11 protein-coding genes are annotated in these 16,611 nt (G+C 74.1%); 3 read left to right on the top strand and 8 right to left on the bottom strand.

Going from position 1 to position 16,611, the window contains the following annotated elements; genetic code table 11:
• Positions 1-3: 3 nt before the first annotated feature.
• The 4 genes from RCG67_RS11275 to RCG67_RS11290 are packed head-to-tail and all read right to left on the bottom strand — an operon-like array spanning position 4 to position 7,146.
• Positions 4-969: a glycosyltransferase family 2 protein gene (locus tag RCG67_RS11275; protein WP_368826293.1), complete on the bottom strand. Its 966-nt coding sequence runs from the start codon at positions 967-969 to the stop codon at positions 4-6.
• Complete coding sequence (locus RCG67_RS11280; RefSeq protein WP_368826294.1) at positions 959-1,789, bottom strand: CDP-alcohol phosphatidyltransferase family protein; 831 nt, start codon at positions 1,787-1,789, stop codon at positions 959-961. The genes RCG67_RS11275 and RCG67_RS11280 overlap by 11 nt, the downstream gene beginning before the upstream one ends.
• Complete coding sequence (locus RCG67_RS11285) at positions 1,786-6,405, bottom strand: fibrinogen-like YCDxxxxGGGW domain-containing protein (RefSeq protein WP_368826296.1); 4,620 nt, start codon at positions 6,403-6,405, stop codon at positions 1,786-1,788. The genes RCG67_RS11280 and RCG67_RS11285 overlap by 4 nt, the downstream gene beginning before the upstream one ends.
• 33 nt (positions 6,406-6,438) lie before the next feature.
• Positions 6,439-7,146 carry a hypothetical protein gene (locus RCG67_RS11290; RefSeq protein ID WP_368826298.1) on the bottom strand — a complete coding sequence of 236 codons (708 nt, stop codon included), beginning with the start codon at positions 7,144-7,146 and terminating at the stop codon, positions 6,439-6,441.
• A 398-nt stretch (positions 7,147-7,544) separates the two neighbouring features.
• On the opposite strand from RCG67_RS11290, the gene RCG67_RS11295 reads away from it, so the two are divergent.
• Positions 7,545-8,780, top strand: a complete 1,236-nt coding sequence (locus tag RCG67_RS11295) for an acyltransferase family protein (protein WP_368826300.1) — start codon at positions 7,545-7,547, stop codon at positions 8,778-8,780.
• Positions 8,781-8,962: 182 nt separating this feature from the next.
• Positions 8,963-9,409 (top strand): FAD synthase family protein, encoded by a 447-nt coding sequence (locus tag RCG67_RS11300; RefSeq protein WP_368826302.1) that lies wholly within the window; start codon positions 8,963-8,965, stop codon positions 9,407-9,409.
• A gap of 3 nt (positions 9,410-9,412) precedes the next feature.
• Here RCG67_RS11300 and RCG67_RS11305 read toward each other — a convergent pair whose 3' ends face one another.
• Complete coding sequence (locus RCG67_RS11305) at positions 9,413-11,098, bottom strand: bactofilin family protein (RefSeq protein ID WP_368826304.1); 1,686 nt, start codon at positions 11,096-11,098, stop codon at positions 9,413-9,415.
• Between the two features lie 216 nt (positions 11,099-11,314).
• Here RCG67_RS11305 and RCG67_RS11310 point away from each other — a divergent pair, with 216 nt between their 5' ends.
• Complete coding sequence (locus tag RCG67_RS11310) at positions 11,315-12,559, top strand: ScyD/ScyE family protein (protein ID WP_368826306.1); 1,245 nt, start codon at positions 11,315-11,317, stop codon at positions 12,557-12,559.
• A 129-nt stretch (positions 12,560-12,688) separates the two neighbouring features.
• On the opposite strand, the gene RCG67_RS11315 is transcribed toward RCG67_RS11310, so the two are convergent.
• The 3 genes from RCG67_RS11315 to RCG67_RS11325 form a co-directional block, all read right to left on the bottom strand.
• Positions 12,689-14,254: an arylsulfotransferase family protein gene (locus RCG67_RS11315; RefSeq protein ID WP_368826308.1), complete on the bottom strand. Its 1,566-nt coding sequence runs from the start codon at positions 14,252-14,254 to the stop codon at positions 12,689-12,691.
• 79 nt (positions 14,255-14,333) lie between these two features.
• Complete coding sequence (locus RCG67_RS11320; protein WP_368826310.1) at positions 14,334-15,488, bottom strand: aminoglycoside phosphotransferase/kinase family protein; 1,155 nt, start codon at positions 15,486-15,488, stop codon at positions 14,334-14,336.
• An 83-nt stretch (positions 15,489-15,571) separates the two neighbouring features.
• Entirely contained in the window at positions 15,572-16,312 is a 741-nt protein-coding gene (locus RCG67_RS11325; protein ID WP_368826311.1) for a hypothetical protein, read from the bottom strand.
• Between the last annotated feature and the right edge of the window lie 299 nt (positions 16,313-16,611).

Below are 16,611 nucleotides of genomic sequence, written 5' to 3' on the forward strand. Positions count from 1 at the left end.
GCCTCACACTCCTCGGCCGAAGAAGGACACGGCGTTCTGCAGCCGCTCGGCGCTGACCGCGCCGCTCGCCACGGCCAGGGCCCCCCAGGCCCGCAGCTGCCCGCGGTCCCGGCGCAGCGCGGCCCGGGCCCACCGCACGGCCTCCCGGCGGTCGCCGCGAGCGGCGTGGGCGAAGGCGACCTGGCCCGCCATCAGGGCCGTGCCCCGGTCGGAGGTCTCGAACTCGGGGAACTTGCGCAGCATGTAGGTCAGGGCGTCGGCCATGTCCCCCCACTGCTGGCGGAAGAAGGAGGGCCGGTCCCAGCGCACGGTCAGCACGGTCTCGGGCACGGAGTGCACCGGGGCGTGCCGGGCCAGGCGCAGCAGCAGGTCGTAGTCCTCGCCGTAGGAGGAGGGCAGGTCCTCGTCGACGAGGCCCACGGGCCCGTACAGGTCGGCGCGGCGGCAGATCAGCGCGGAGGGGTGGATCTCCATCATCCGGTCGGCCAGCAGCTCGGGGAAGGTGGCCACGGCCTGCGGGACGCGCCGGATGGTGCGCTCGTGGGAGACGATCTCGATCGCGCCGGCGATCGCCGAGGCCTCCGGGTGCCGGTGCCAGTGCGCCACCTGCCGGGCGAGCTTGTGCGGGGCCCACACGTCGTCGTCGTCGCAGAAGGCGACGATCTCCCCGGTGGCGGCGTGGACGCCGGTGTTGCGGGCGCCCACCAGGCCGGGGGAGCGGGTGTTGGGCACGGTGCGCAGCTCCACGCCGGCCGGGACGCGGACGTCCTCGAGCGGGTCCACCTCGATGCGGTCGAAGACGACCACGACCTGGACGGGCCCGGCGTAGTCCTGCTCGACGATCGCGCTGACCGCCTCGCGCAGCATCTGCGGCCGCCCGGCGGTGGCGATCAGGACGGACACGGACGGGTGCTCGGTGCGGAAGCCGGCGGCGGCGGCCGGGGCCGGGGTGAGGACGTCAGCGGACATGGCGGGTGCTCCTGTCGGTCGGGAGGGCGCCGACGGCGTCGGCGCCCGGGGCGGTGTCGGCGGGCCGGGCGGTCAGGCCCAGGTACTTGCGCCGCATCGAGACCGCGCTGATCGCCGCGAGGGCGGCCAGCAGGATCGCGTAGGCGGGCAGGAAGAGCGCGGGGATCCCCCAGAGGAGGAAGATCCAGCAGGTGACCCCCGCGTCGGTGGGCAGATTGAGGAAGGAGCGCAGCGTCCCGCCCGAGGGCGGCCCGGCGATCCCGCCCTTGCGCCGCAGCTGCTCGGCGAGGATCTGGCTCATGAACTGGCCGACCTCCACGAGCACGAACAGCGCGGCGAGCACGGCCAGGGCCGCGGCCGGGAAGGCCTCCGGCCGCGGGTGCAGCAGGGCGGCGGCCGCCACGGCCAGGTGCAGCGCCGGGGTCCGGATCGAGTCGACCACGTGGTCGAGCCACTCCCCGGCCGGCGAGCCGGTGCCCGTGAGCCGGGCCACCTGCCCGTCGGCGGAGTCCAGGACGTAGCCGGCCGCGAGGAGCACGGCGACGACGACGCCGGTGGCCGGGGCCGGCGGGACCGCCACGAGCACGGCCAGTCCCGCCGCGGAGAGGAGCGCGCTGAGGGCGGTCACCCCGTTGGGGGTCAGCCCCGCCGCGGCCGCCTCGGCCGCGGCGTAGCGGGCCAGCGGGCGGTTGACCCACCGGGTGTAGGCCGGGACCCCCTGGCCGGGCTTCTGCGCGGCGCGCAGCCCGGCCAGGGCCTCCGGGAAGGTGGGCCGGCGCCGCGGGGCGCCGGCGCCGCCGGTGGTGGCGGTGGTGCTCATGCCGCGTCCTCCGGGCGGGGCGCCAGCTCGAGGTCGAAGCTGGCGTCCGGGGTCGCCCGGTAGTCGAGGTGCATGCTGACGCTGACCACGTTGACCCCTGCCTTCAGGGCCGAGGCCGGCACCACGGCGGTGACCGGGTCGGCGAGGGCGGCGGTGGTGCGCCGGGCGCCCAGCGTGTAGCTGGTCCAGTCGAGGTCGCCCTCCGGCATGTTGGACCGGACGATCTCCTTGCCGTTGACCCGCACCACGATCCCGTCGTCGGCCCGGGTGGTGAGCTGCAGGTCCCCGAGCGCCGCCGGGTCCGCCACCGTGAACTCCTTGCGGAACTGGGTGGCCACCGGCCGGCGCCCGTCCGTGGTCAGCTCCGTGGCCACCGGGGTGCCCCAGCCGAACGGTGCCTTCCCCTTCAGCCAGCCCGTGACCGCGCCGGCCTCCTGCCAGTCGTCCTCCGGCGCCGAGTCCTCGTGCCGGTAGGACCACTCGGCCCCGCGGGCGATGACGTCGGGCAGCACCGCGGGCGCCTCGGGCTGCTCGCCCTCGGTGACCACGGCCTTCAGGTCGAAGCTGGCGTCGGTGGTGTTCGTCCAGTTGGAGTGCATCTCGGCGGCGATGACGTTCTTGCCGTCGCGCAGCATCCAGCCGGGGACCTCCACCGTGACGGGCTCGGCCACCGCGGTGGCGGTCCGGCGCGGGGCGGTCGCGTACGTCCCGGACGACAGCACCCCGTCGGGCAGGTTGCTGCGGGTCACCTCTTCCCCGTTGACGTAGACGGCGATGCCGTCGTCGGCCCGGGTGGTGAGGGTCAGCTTCTCGACCGTGGAGGCATCGGCCACCTGCACCGACCGGCGGAAGTAGGTGGTAAGCGGGCGGGTGCCGTCGGCCACCAGCGTGGTCCTCACCTGGTCGCCGCCCCAGCCGAGCACGGCCGAGCCCTGCTTCCAGGAGGCGTCGTCGAAGTCCGTCGACGCCCAGCCGCGGGCCGGCGGGTTCTCGCGGTCGTGGTGGTACCGCCACGCGGCGCCCTCGGCGACGAGCGCATCCGGATCGGCCGGCTGCTGCGGCTCCTCGGCCGGCGGCTTCTCCTCCTCCGCAGGGGGCGCCGGCTGGGTGCCGGCGACGGTCTCGACGGTCAGGTCGAAGCTGGTGTCCGTGGTGTTGGTCCAGTTGGAGTGCATCTGCGCGGCGATGACGTTCTCGCCGTCGCGGAGCATCCCCGCGGGGACCTCGACCACGACCGGCTCGGCCTCGGCGACCGCGGTCCGCCGCGGGGTCAGCGCCCACGGGTGGTCCTCGAGGGAGCCCTCGGCCAGGTTGGACCGCAGGACCTCGTGCCCGTTGACGTGGACGGCGATGCCGTCGTCGGCCCGGGTGGTGATCTTGAGCTTCGCCACCGCCGAGGCGTCGGCGACGTCCACGGTGCGGCGGAAGTAGCTCACCAGCGGACGGGTGCCGTCGGCCACGAGAGTGGTCCTCACCTGGTCGCTGCCCCAGCCGAGCACGGCCGAGCCCTTCTGCCACGAGGTGTCGTCGAACTCGGTGCCGGCCCAGTCCGCGGCCGGGGGGTTCGCCCGGTCGTGGTGGTAGCGCCACTCGGCGCCGGCGGCCACGAGCGCATCGGGACCGGCCGGTTCCTCGGCCGGTGGCTCCTCTGCGGGCGGCTCCTCCTCGGCGGGCGGCGCCGGCTGCGTGCCGGCGGTGGCCACGGCGGTGAGGTCGAAGCTGGCGTCGGTGGTGTTCGTCCAGTTGGAGTGCATCTGGGCGGAGATCACGTTCTTGCCGGTCTTCAGCGCCGATCCGGGCACCTCGACCACGACCGGCTCGGCCACCGCGGTGGCGGTCCGGCGCGGGGCTGTGGCGTACGGGTCGTCGGTGAGGGAGCCGTCGGTGACGTTGGAGCGGACCACTTCCTTGCCGTTGACGAAGAGGACCACCCCGTCGTCGGCGCGGGTCGTGAGGGTCAGCTTCGCGACCTTCGTGGCGTCGGCCACGTCCACGGTCCGGCGGAACTGGGTGACGATCGGGCGGGTGCCGTCGGCCACCAGCGTGGTCTTCACCGAGGAGTCGCCCCAGCCGAGCACGGCCGAGCCCTGCTTCCACGCGGAGTCGTCGAAGCCGGTGGACGTCCAGTCCGCACCGGGCGAGACGTCACGGCTGTGGTGGTACTTCCACGTGGCGCCCGCGGCGATCAGGGTGCTGGTGCCGGGCTCGGGCTCGGGCTGCGGCTCGGGGGCCGGCTCCGTGCCCGCCGGCACCACCGGGGTGGAGGCGGAGACGTTGCCCGCGGCGTCCGCCGCGCGCACCGCGTACCGGGCGCCGTCCACGTGCGGGACCTTCAGGCTGGTGCCCGTGGCGGTGCCGACCGGCCGGTCGTTGCGCAGCACCTGGTAGGTCACCCCGGACTCGGGGGCCGCCGTCCAGGTGAGGGCGTCGGAGGTCCCGTCGAGGCCGACCTTCAGGCCCGTGGGCGCGGCCGGGGCCTTGGCGTCCCGCGGGGCGAAGCGGAGGAAGCCGCCGGACCACTGCGGGGAGCCGGTGGAGGAGACGCTGCGGTTGACGTCGCCGCCGGTCCACAGGACCCCGTTGCTGTCCATCAGCGTGGCCCAGATGCCCCAGCCGCCGAAGCCCTTGATCTCGGGGTTGAAGCCGGGGATGAAGCGTCCGCTGCCGGCGTCCCAGGCGCCGATCGCGTTGATCCGGTCGGCCACCGTGGTCGGCTGGGTCGAGAGCCGGGTCCACTTCGTGGCGCCGGCGTTGAACCAGTTGAAGCAGTGGCACGCCCCGAAGACCGTGCTGTCGGTCGAGGTGATCGCCTGGATGTCGCCACCGGCGGTGGTGATGCCCGTGGAGGTGCGCTGGAAGGTGGAGCGGTCGAAGCCGAACATCGAGTGCTCGGCGCCACCGGCCCACACCGTGTTCCCCTGCTCTCGCACGGCGAGCTGGAAGCCGTCCTGACCCGGGTTGGCGTAGTCCACCGGGATGGACGGGTCCCAGGTCCAGGTGTCCAGAGGGGCGCCGGCGGTGGTCCGCACGGACGCGAGCCGGAACGCCGAGGCGTCCTGGGACTGGTTGAAGTAGCCGGCCGCGTAGAGCCGGTCGCCCTTCGTAGAGGCGTCGATGCTGGTCACCGTGCCGTTGAACTCGGGGTTCCAGGAGGTGTCCGGGGTGCGCGTGGAGATCTTCACGCGGGCGCCGGCGCGGGCGTAGACGCGGCCGGTCTCCTGACCGCCGCTGAGGTGGGTGAAGGCGCCGCCCAGGTAGAGCCAGTCGCCCTGCACGTCGAGGGTGCGCACCTGCAGGACGCCGTTGGTGAGGAGGTTCTCCACCTTGAGGTTCCAGGCGGTGTCCACCTTGCCGGTCGTGGCGTCGAGCACCACGAAGCCGGGGGAGCTCACGCCGTTGACCGTGCTGAAGCGCCCGCCCACCGCGAGCCGGTTGTTCGGCAGCTCCGCGAGGGCCTTGACCTGGCCGTCGAAGACGGGGCGGAAGTCGGTGCGCAGCTCACCGGTGTTGACGTCGAAGGCCGCGAGGTAGGACTGGGCCACCCGCCCGGTGCCGGCCGCGTTGCGCTGCATGGCCTTGAAGTTGCCGCCGGTGAAGACCGTGCTCCCGATCTGCTCGAGGGCCTGCACCTCGGTGTTCATCTCCTCGCCCTGACCGTCGGCGCGCTCCACGGCCCCCCACTTGGTGGGCTCGGCGCCGCTGTTGGGCAGGGCCCGCTGGGCGATCGCGGCGGTCCCGGAGTCCGGGATCTCCTTGCCGCTGAAGGACTTCTGGTCGACCTTGGGCCGCAGGTACACCTGGGTGAAGGGCATGGCGCCCTTGCCGCCCGTGGCCGGCGACCACAGGTAGGTGGTCGACGTGTTGCTGCCGGCCATCTCGTCGCCGTATCGGAAGCCGCGCTGCCAGCTGGTCTCGGCGGTGTCCTCGAAGCGCATGCGGGCTGTGCCGGTGGTGCCGATGTCGTTGGTGGTGCCGCTGGTCCCGGAGGCCACGCTCCCGCCGTAGGTGAACGAGTAGGAGGTCACCGGGGTGCGGGAGCCGAAGGCCCAGTTCCAGTACGGCTTGGCGGAGATCTTCATCCGCCCCTCCTGCCAGGTGGTGCCCGCGGCGTCCCGGGCCCGGCGCAGCCGGATGCCGTCGTCGAGGGAGTCGGGACGCTGCCCGTTCAGGAGGTCGTCGACCGTCTCCGAGGACAGCTGCTTGGGCGCGAAGGCCGCGGTGCCCGTGACCGTGGAGGAGACGTCCTTGGGCGTGCCCACGCCCTGGTAGTACTCCTTCCAGTCGTTGCGGCCGCGGCCCACGAGGACCCAGCCGCCGCCGTCGGTCACCTGGTCGCAGTAGAACTGCTCGGGTGCGGTCATCGCCGGGGTCACCAGCCAGTAGACGCCGGAGGCCGACTTCGGGTCCTTCTGCTTGATCTCCCAGCAGGACGCCGCGGCCGAGGCCGCGGTCTTGCCGTCGACGGGCGGCGCCTCGGCGGCGCCCGACGGGGCGAACGTCAGCAGCGTCGTGGCGACGGCCAGGACGGTGCCGATGCTCAGGCTCGCCCTGGTGCGGGCCGTGCGGGCCCGGCGCCGGGCCCGGTCCGCCCGGGGCGGGGTGTTCGTGTTTCCCATGGTGTGGTTCCTCAACAGGTTCGTGCGGTCGGGTCAGCAGGTCGGGTCGTCGGGGAAGCCGTGCTGGACGACTTGCCAGGACTCACCCGGTTGGCGGAAGAGGTCGTAGTTGTGCAGGGCCTTCCGGCCCTTCTGCTTGCCGCTGACGACCACGCCGTCACGGTCCACCACGGTGACCTCGGAGGAGTCCAGGCAGACCGTCACGCGCACGGCCTCGCCGTCGTCCGTGGGCAGCGGGGCGGAGACGGGCTCGCCGACGACGACGGGCGCCCCGCGCTGCTCCCAGCCCTGGTGCTCGAACTCGGCCAGGGACGCGAGGATCTCCTGGAGCGCGGCACCGGTGGCGGACTCCTCGGCCACCGCGACGGCGGCCGGGTCCAGCTCGGCGGGCTCCTGACCGGCGTCCAGCTCGGCGGCGGACTGCGGGTTGCCCGGGTCCTCCGGGGCCGGCTCGTCCGAGGGGACGAAGGCCTCGTGGGCCTCGAGCGCCGCCTCGATCTGCTCGACCTCCGGCGCGTCGGCGGCCACGGGCTCCGCCGAGGGCAGGTCCTTGGCGCTGACCTCCTGCGGCGTCTCCAGCTCCACCACGGTGTTGGCCTCGAGGGCCTCCGCCGCCGGGTCGTCGCCGGCGGCGCCGCAGCCGGCCAGCAGACCGGCGAGCACGAGCCCGCCGAGCAGCCGGTGCGCAGTACGGACAGTGGGACCTCGAGTGCTCGATGTGCACGACAGGTCAAGGATCATGTCAGCTCCCCCCAGATCTGAACTTCCGGCGCCGAATGGCCGGCGCCGCGGTGATCCGCCGCGGGTTGTGGGTCGAGGGACCCCCGCGGCCACCCGGACGACCCCCCGTCCGGATTCATTGGATCGCATGGAGTCTAACCCCGGTGTTAACGATCGGGAACGGATTTCGGTGTCCCCTTTTCTGACCCTCCTTTTCGGATGCAAACGCAGGTTTCTCCGCAGTAGGGTGAGGCGATCACCGGAATTTCCCGAAGCAAATGGGGAGTCCGGACGCAGCACGGGACGGCCGCGGCTCGGGGGAGCGCGGCGTCCGGCGAACGCAGGGGGACGTTGTGGCGGGGGAGACACCAGTACCGGTACCAGCAGGGGCGCGCCGGCGTCGGAGGGCGCAGCTGCCCGTGCGGCAGTTCGCGCACCTGGACGCGATGCGGGCCGCCGCGGTGATGCTCGTGGTGCTCGCGCACGCCGGCCTGGAGCTGGTGCCGGGCGGCAGCGGGGTGACGATCTTCTTCGTCATCTCCGGGTTCATCATCACGCACCTGGTGCTCAAGGAGCACCGGCGCAGCGGGGGCTTCGACATCGCGGGGTTCTACCGCCGGCGGGCCCTGAAGCTGGCTCCGCCGCTGCTCGTGGCCCTGGTGCTGCCCACCGCCGTGTACGCGTGGCTGGTGCGGCCGGTGAACCTCGGGGACGTCCTGGGTCAGGTCTTCTTCTTCTTCAATTGGCGCTACACGGACTCCCAGGTGGACGTGCTGCCCGGCTCGATCGTGGTGTGGAGCCTGTCCATCGAGGAGCAGTTCTACGTGGCGTTCGCGCTGATCTGGCTGCTGCTGGTGGGCCGGCGCCGGCCGGCCACCGCGCTGGCCGTGCTGGCGGGGATCGCCGCGCTCGCCTCCGCGGGCGCGCGGGTGGCCCTGCACCTGGGCGGGGCGAGCGCGGACCGGATCTACTTCGGCACCGACACCCGGCTCGAGGCCATCGCGATCGGGGTGCTCGCCGCGATCTGGTACGCCCGGGCCACCCGGGAGGGCGCGGCCGGCGTCCCGGCGTGGTGGGGCCGGGACCGGGTCCTGGTGCTGGCCGTGCTGCTCTACCTCGGCTCGCTGCTGATCCGGGACGAGCTCTTCCGCGAGACCGTCCGCTACACGGCGCAGGCGTTCGCGGCGTGCCTGGTGGTGCTCTGGGGCCTGCACGGGCCCACCGGCCGGCTCGGTTCCCGGGTGCTGGCGGGGATGCGGTGGAAGCCGATCCAGCTGCTGGGGCTGGCCAGCTACAGCATCTACCTGCTCCACCTGGGGGCCGGGCACGCGCTGACGGCGGTGTTCGGCGAGCTGCCGGGGCCCGCCGGGGTGGCCCTGCGCGTGCTGGTGGGCACGGCCGCCGGCATCGCCTGCTGGTGGTTCGTCGAGGAGCCCGTGGCCCGCTGGCACCACCGCCGCCGGACCGGCCGGCGCGCTGCGCCGGCGGCCGTTCCGGTCCCGCCGGAGCCGTCCGGAGAGCAGACCGCCGTGCCGTCGGGCGAGCACGCCGCCGGGCGGCCGGCCGAGCCGGCGGCCGGACAGCCGTCCGGGCAGCCGTCCGGGCAGCCGTCCGGGCAGCCGTCCGGGCAGCCGGTCGGTCAGCCGTCCGGCTGAGTCCGCACCCGCCCGTGCGCCCGCGTCCTCCGGTTCGCGGGCGGACGGGCCCACAGATTTCCGCCGCGCGCCTCCGGGGCGCGCGGCGAGCAGACCGAGAAGGACTTCCGGCGTCGTCCGGGCGGTCCACCGGGCCGGGGCACAGGAGGCCCCGGCAGGATCCCGAGGGGGGAATGACTGACATGAGCACCGACAAGCACGCACCGCGCGTGGGCTACGCGGCCGGGGCGTTCGACCTGTTCCACGTGGGGCACCTGAACATCCTGCGCCAGGCGAAGCAGCACTGCGACCACCTGATCGCCGGGGTCGTCTCGGACGACCTGATCGAGATCACCAAGGGTCACCGGCCGGTGGTCTCCCTGCGCGAGCGGATGGAGATCGTCGAGCACATCCGCTACGTGGACCAGGTCCACGCCGAGGTGCTGCTGGACAAGCTGGACACCTGGGAGCAGCTGCGCTTCGACGTGTTCTTCAAGGGCGACGACTGGCGCGGCACCCCGAAGGGGGAGCGGCTCGAGCGGGAGTTCGCGGCGGTGGGCGTGGAGGTCGTGTACTTCCCGTACACGGTGCACACGTCGTCCACGAAGCTGCGGGCCGCCCTCGAGGTGCTCTCGCTCCCGGTGGCCTGAGGCTCAGCGCGGGGACTCCGGGGGGAGCTCCCGCCCGGAGTCCTCGCCGGACCACGGCGGCCGCGGGCGCCCCTGCGGCGATGCCGGCGAGGAGCCCTGCGCGCGAGGTCCTTCGGGCGACCCCGGCCCCTGCGGGGACTCCCGGGAGGTGTGCCGCTGGTTCGGCTGCCCCGGGGGCGGGCCCATCTGCGGCGGCCCCGCCGGGGAGCCGTACCCGGGACCCGCGGGCCCCGAGCCGGCCTGCCCCGGTCCCACGGGCCCCGATCCCACAGGTCCTGAGCTCGCCGGCCAGGACCCGCCGTACCGCGGATCGCCGGAGGACGCGCCGGGGTGGCCCCGGTCCGCGCGCCGACGTGCCCGGCCGCGGCGGGCGGCGTCCCAGGCCCACACCACCAGGGCGCCCACGCCGAACAGCGCCACGAGCAGGGCGACGACGGGACCCAGGAAGGGCACGGCCCGCAGCAGCACGTAGATCAGCAGGCCGAGGGCCAGGGCGAGCACGCGCTTGCCGAAGCGCGCCGGGGCGCGGTCCCGCAGCAGCAGGGACCCCGTCGTGTACGCGACCACGACCGGTGCCAGCAGGGCCACGGCGAGCACCAGGCCCAGGACCAGCACGAGGTCGAGGACCACGCCCGCGGCCACGACCGCGGCGGCCAGCCCGGCCAGGGTCAGCCAGCCCAGGGCGATGGCCAGCAGGACCGCCACGGCGAGCACCGCGAGCACGGCGACGGCCGTGCCGACGACCGCCAGCGCGCCCCACCCGAGGCTGACCCAGGGCCGGGCCCGGAGCGTGGCCGCCGCCCCGGTCGTGGCCCGGGGCATCAGCCACAGCGCGAGCAGGCCGACCAGGAAGAGCGTGACGAACAGGCGCAGCCCGTCGATCAGCAGCGCGAGCGGGCCGGCCGGGCCGACGGCCTCCTCCTCGACCACCACCGGGTCGTAGACGACGTCGCCGGCGATCTCGGCGCCCGGGGCGATCACGGCCTCCGTCCCGGACCGGTAGGACAGGTCCCCGCCGAGGCGCGCGGCGTCGGTCAGGGTCAGGCCCGGGTCCACCCGGGGCACGGCGACGCCGGTCGTGGGCGCCCACGCGGCCCCGGCCTCGTCGGCGGCGCCCACGTCCGCCTGCACGTCCCCGCCGATCGCGCCGGCCAGGGCCAGGGCGGCGGCCCCGGCGGTCACGTCGCCGTCGACGCTGCCGGCCAGCAGGGCCTGGTAGGCGCCGAGGAGGACGTCCCCGCCGATCTCGGCGCCGGGGCGCGTCTCGAGGCTGAAGCCGGCCGTGACCAGGTCGTCGGCCACCCGGGCCTGCTCGCCGAGGAGGAGCACCTGGCTCGCCACGCGGGCGTCGTCGCCCACGGTGCCCTCGATCACCACGGTCTGGGCCGCGGCCATCAGGTCCCCCTCGACCGTGCCGTTGACCGTCACCGTCCCGCCGGCGACCAGGAGGTCGCCGCGCACCGTGCCGTCGACCACCACGTCCCCGCCGGTCACGTACAGGTCGTCGTCCACGACCTCGTCGGCCGCCACCACCACGTTCTCCTCGCCGCGGATCTCGGCGGCACCGGCGGGGGCGGCGAGCAGGACGCCCGCGAGCGCGAGGACCAGCAGGCTCAGCAGGGCCAGGAGGGTCGGCAGGCGGCGGCGGAACGGGACGGGCGAGGTGCGGGGCACCGGCAGGGTCTCCATGGCCCCGAGTCCACGCCCGGGCCGGGACGGAGTCAAGGAACCGGCCAGTGTGACGGCGCCCCGCCATGTACCCGCGCGTAGGTGAAGAGGTGGTCACGGTTGCGGACCGTTCCTGATGGGGGCGCAGTGCCGGTCCTAGCCTGAGGGCGGCGCGCGGTGGGCGCGCGGAGGGAACCGACCGGGGGGTGGGTCATGACAAGAAGACTCGGAGCAGGCGTGGTCACGGCAGTCGTGGTGCTGGCGGGGCCGCTGCCCGCGGCGCTCGCGCACGGGGACGACCCGCCGGCGGGGCCGCGCGTGGTCGCGGACGGACTGGACAACCCGCGCCAGCTCAACCGGGACCAGGACGGCGCCCTCGTGGTGGCCGAGGCGGGCCGCGGCGGCACGGAGTGCGTCGGGGCCCGGTGCGCGGGGCCGAGCGGCGCCGTCACCCTGATCGAGAACCCGGGACGGGACACGCCCACGGTGTCGACCGTCGTGGAGGGGCTGCTGTCCGTGGCGGCCCCGGACGGGAGCTTCGCGGAGGCGCCCGCCGGTGCGGACGCCACCGACGTGGCGGGGCAGTACATCATGACGGGCTACGACCCCGAGCGGATCGACCTCTCGGTGTTCGAGGCCCGCGGCGGGGCGATGTTCGTGGCCGGCACCGAGGAGAACGGGGAGAAGTACCTCGTCTCCTACGCCGACCTTCAGGCGGCCGAGGAGGAGCTCAACCCGGACGGCGCGCAGGTCGACTCGAACCCGTACGCGATCCTGTACGTGGACGAGGACGACGAGGTGTCCCCGGACGGCTACGCGCTCGTGGCCGACGCCGGGGCCAACACCGTGTGGAAGGTCGAACCGGACTTCGCCACCGCCACGGAGGACTCGCCGCCGGAGTACGAGATCACCGCGTGGGCCACGTGGCCGACCACCGTGCTGCCGGACGGGACGGACGACCCCGAGGGCCCGGCCGAGTTCGTGCCGACGTCCCTGACCGCGGACCGGCACGGCAACGTCTACGTGGGCGGTCTGGGGTCGGTCCGGCCGGGTGAGGCCTCGGTCGTGCAGTTCTCCGCGGACGGCACCGAGCTGCAGCGCTGGGACGGCTTCACCGCGGTGACCGGCGTGGCCGTGGACCGCGGCCACCTGTACGTCTCGCAGCTGTTCGGGCCGACCCCGCCGATGCCTCCGGGGAAGACCCCGGCGGACGAGGCGCCGTCCACGCCGGGGAAGGTGCCCGGCCAGGTGGTGGTGCTGCACCGGCACCACGAGGACGCCGCCCGGTACGCGATCGACGTCCCGCTCCCGGCGGGCCTGGCGACCGGCCGGCACGGCGAGGTCTACGCCTCGGTGAACAGCGTGGCCACCGCCGAGGGCATCGCGGCGGGCCCGCAGAACCCGTTCGGCGCCGTCGGCGGCGGAGCGGTCTGGGAGCTGGACTTCTCCGACGCCTACCGTCTGGAGGACGCCGAGGAGTAGGGCAGGACGGAACGACGACGACGGCGGGCGGTGGCGGGTCCAGCCACCGCCCGCCGGCGCCTGGTGCGCCTCCACGCGCACGTGCCGCACGATCCGTTGCGTGCCCGATGACGGCGCCGGGCGACCGGGCTATTCGGCGTGCACGAAGCTCGCGCCGAGCACCTCGCCGGAGGCGTCGAGGGCCTCCACCGCGAGGTACGGTGCTGCGGGCGGTGCCGGGATCCGGGTCTCGAAGCCGTCCTTGTCCACGACCGCGTGCTCCGCGGCGCCGGCCTCGTCGTCACCGGCCAGCAGCCGCCATTGCGCGACCTCCGTCGCGCCGTTCCAGCTGACGTAGGCGCTGTCGCCGTCGACGACGAGAGCGGGTGGTTCGGCCGGGGTCCCCGTCCACTGCGCGGCGTAGGCCCGGTAGCTGTCGAAGGGGGCGGTGGCTGCGTCGTAGACGACCTCACCGTCCGGGGTGTATTCGGTGTAGTAGTGCTCCCACCCCCATCCGACGAGCAGGTTGCCGTTGTCGAGCCGGGATGCATTGGCCATGTAGTCGGACAGCCGCGGCTCGGGCGGGTCGAGCTGCCGTGCGATGCCGGCCGTCCCGGCGTCCTCGTCGAGCTCGAGCCACAGCACCCGCGAGTTCTCGCGGTAGGCCGGTGTGGCCGCGTTGTCGAAGATCCGGATGGTGCCGTCCTCGTCGCGCTGGGCGTCGTGCTGCCAGGAGAAGTAGGCCTCCTCGGACAGCTCGAAATCGCTGTCCGTGCCGCCGAGGGTCCAGTTCACCTCGCCGGTCTCGACATCGATGTTGTAGACGGCGTGGGTGTTGCGGCCCGAGACCAGCAGCGATCCGTCGTCGTCGATCTGGGCCGAGTTGATGTGGAAGTAGTCGAGCGGGTTCTCCTCGGTGCCCAGGGCTTCGTCCCACGTCTGCTCCGTGACGGAGGTCTGGAGGGTGGCCGAGACCGGGACGTGGTCCAGGGCACTCCACTCGAACAGCACGTCACCGCTGGCGATGTCGACCTCCTGCACCACCCCGTCCAGGACCCATCCGTCCTGCGGTCCCCCGATGCCGCTGAGATCGGCCCGGGTGGGAACGTAGGCCACCCACAGCATGGTGTCCTGATCGGTGATGCGGAACTCGTGGAAGTCGGGCCCTTCCACGGCCAGACCACCGGCGGCGGACACCCGGCGGACCTCCTGATAAGACGAGTCGACCATCACGACCTCGCCGTACCCGTGGCCCTTCTGGTCGCTGCCCTCCCACCAGGTCAGCACCGGCTCGCCGTCGTAGGTCTGCACCAGGGCGTTGTGGACGTAGTCGTTGGCGTCGTCGATGTCGTCGAAGCCCTGCAGCCACAGCGGATCGCCGTTCCCGTCCAGGACGGCGTTGGCGATGGACTGCTCCTCGGCTTCCGTGTTCCTCGGGGAGAGCACGATCACGCCCTCGTAGGCCTCGTCGGCAGCCGGTCCCGGGGTGATCTCGGCGCCGAACTCCTCCAGGTCCGGCCTGGTCCGGTAGGCGTCGTGGTCGCCGTCGAAGACGGGCGACCGTGCGATGGGCGCGTCGTCGGTCGGCGACGCCTGGGCGCTGTCGGCTGCCTCACCGGTGGAGTCGCTGGGGACGGAGCACCCGCTCAGCACCAGGACGGCCACAGCGGTTGGTCCCAGCAGCAGAGGACGATGTCGTTGCGGAGATGGTTTCATGTGACCCAGCCTACGTTCGCGCTGGTCGGAGCGGGTTTGCCACACCGATTCCTCGTTCGTGATGGTCAGGATCGGCTCGTCAGCCGATGGCCGCGAGGAGCCGCTCCGCGACCTCCAGGCGCCGCCGGGCCCGGTGCGGCGGACCGCCCGAGCGGCGGGCGCCGGCCACCAGGGACAGGGCCACCCCGGCGCAGCGCACCCGCAGCGCGGCGGGATCCACGACCTCGTCGAAGCCGGCGAGCAGGCGTTCCACGAGGGCCGGTGCGTGCGTGTAGCGGTCGTGCACCGTCGGCAGGACCGCCAGGTGGGCGACCAGGCAGGCGAGGTCGTCCACGCGGTGGCCGGGGCCCACGGCGTCGACGTCCAGCAGCCCCGTCAGCGGACCGAACTCCCCGCAGGCGTCCGGGTCCACGAGCAGGTTGGCCTCGTAGAGGTCCCCGTGCGCGGGCACCGTGGGACCGGGGTCCGTGTCCCGGCGGGCGCGGTCGATCGCCGCGGCGAGGCGCTCGATGCGCGCGCGCTCCTCGGGCAGGGCCACCGCGGCCGCGTGCCCGTAGGCCAGGATCCGGTCCGTCCAGGACGGGCGGGAGGGCAGCTCGAGGGCGGTGGCGGGCAGGGCGTCGAGCAGCGCGAGCACGTGCTCGGGACGCAGTGCGGCGGCGCCGTCCGCCCGCACGGACGCGGCCAGCGGCGCGCCGGGCAGCTGCCGGAGCACCACGACGTCCTGGACCGGCTCGCCCTCGGGCGCGGGTACGGGCAGGCCCGCCTCGAGGAGCATCCGGTGCCGGGCGTGCAGGGCCGCGGCCCTGCCCTGCCGCAGCACCTTGAGGTAGCGCACCTGCGACTCGTGGCAGACCCGCAGCACCGCCCGGCGGGTGGGCCGGTAGGAGACCTCCGTGAGCTCGGCGGGCGCGGCGGAGGCGAACACCTCCCGGCCCACGGCCTCGGGGGAGGACGCCCAGGGCAGGCCGGGCAGCCACGGGTCGTGCGGGTGCCGCCACGCGACGAGCTCCACGCCGGCGTGCCGGCTGCGCACCGTTCCCGGTGGCGTGCCGGCGGGCGGGGAGGCGGTGCTCACGCAGACCACCTCGGCGGTGTGCTGCTCGCCGTCCAGGGCCACGACGTCGAAGACCGCGGTGACCCCCGCGCCGGGGCGGTGGTGGACCCGCCGCCGGGTCCACCGGAGCACGGACAGCCCGGCAGGGGCCAGCGCGCGCTCCAGGACCGGACCCATCCCGGAGCCCGAGAGCAGGGCCAGGGCGCGGGACTCCGGGTGGGGCGCGGGCGGGTGATCGTAGCCGGGAGGCTCGTGGTGGCTCAGGGGACGATCCAGCCGTCCTCCACCGTGAAGGTGATGGTGGTGGCCGTCAGCGGACCCGGCTGGTCGCTGGTGGTCGCCTGGAGCGAGTAGTTCCCGTCCGCCAGCTCGCGCACCACGGTCACCGGCCGGTGGTCGGTGTTGAGCCGGACCGGGACGCCGTCCCGGGCCAGCGTCCAGTAGACCTCGTCGACCGTCTCCGCCGGCACGGCGATCCGCACCCCGGCGCGGCCGGCCTGCCACAGCGCGACCTCCTGTCCGCGAGGATAGGAAGGCGTCATGACCTCGACGAGCCGGCCGTCCTCCACGACCGCTGTCGCCGCGCCGATGCCCAGGATGGCGAGCCGGCTGTAGTCGGTGTCCAGGTAGCGGATCTCGTAGGTGCCGTCGCCCTCGAGGGGGATCACGGCCCGGCTCCCGTCGGTGACGGCCATGGCGCTCCCGCCTCCCGGCAGGCTGTGGCTGACCTCCTGCTTCGAGGCCTCGCTCAGAGCCGCGGGGTGGGTCACCACGAGCGACCCGTCGGCCGCCTGGGTGACCTCCAGGGGCAGATCCACCGCCTCGACGACCTGCACCCCCTGTTCCTGCCCGTCCTGCGCCGGGGCGGAAACGGTGGGCCCCGGCCGGGGCGTGAACTCCGCGGGGTGCGGTGCTGCCGCGATGGCCGGTCCGCCGGTGAGCGTGAAGGCAAGGGCGGCGGCACTCAGGGTGCCCAGGGCGGTGCGGGTGCTGCGGGTCATGGGAACCTCCTGTTCGGGCCCGGCTGCGGGGGCCGTCCGGTGCTGGTCCTTCCACGCTAGGCACGCGGTTTGCGGACGTGACCTCACGTTTGCATCACGATCGATTCCGCCCGTGCACCGGCCCCCGTCCCCGTGTCCGCCCTCGGCCACGGTGCCCCGGCGGGGTTTCCGGACCGGGTCCCCGACACGGGGCTCGGGCTGGATCATCCGGCCGGATCCCGCACCCGAGGGACGCTCCTATCGTCCGTCAAGCCGGGTTGGGTTGGTGCTCCAGCAGCCGGTAGAGATCTCGGGCGATG

The sequence above is a fragment of the Kocuria cellulosilytica genome (genome assembly GCF_040981245.1).
GTDB lineage: Bacteria > Actinomycetota > Actinomycetes > Actinomycetales > Micrococcaceae > Kocuria > Kocuria cellulosilytica.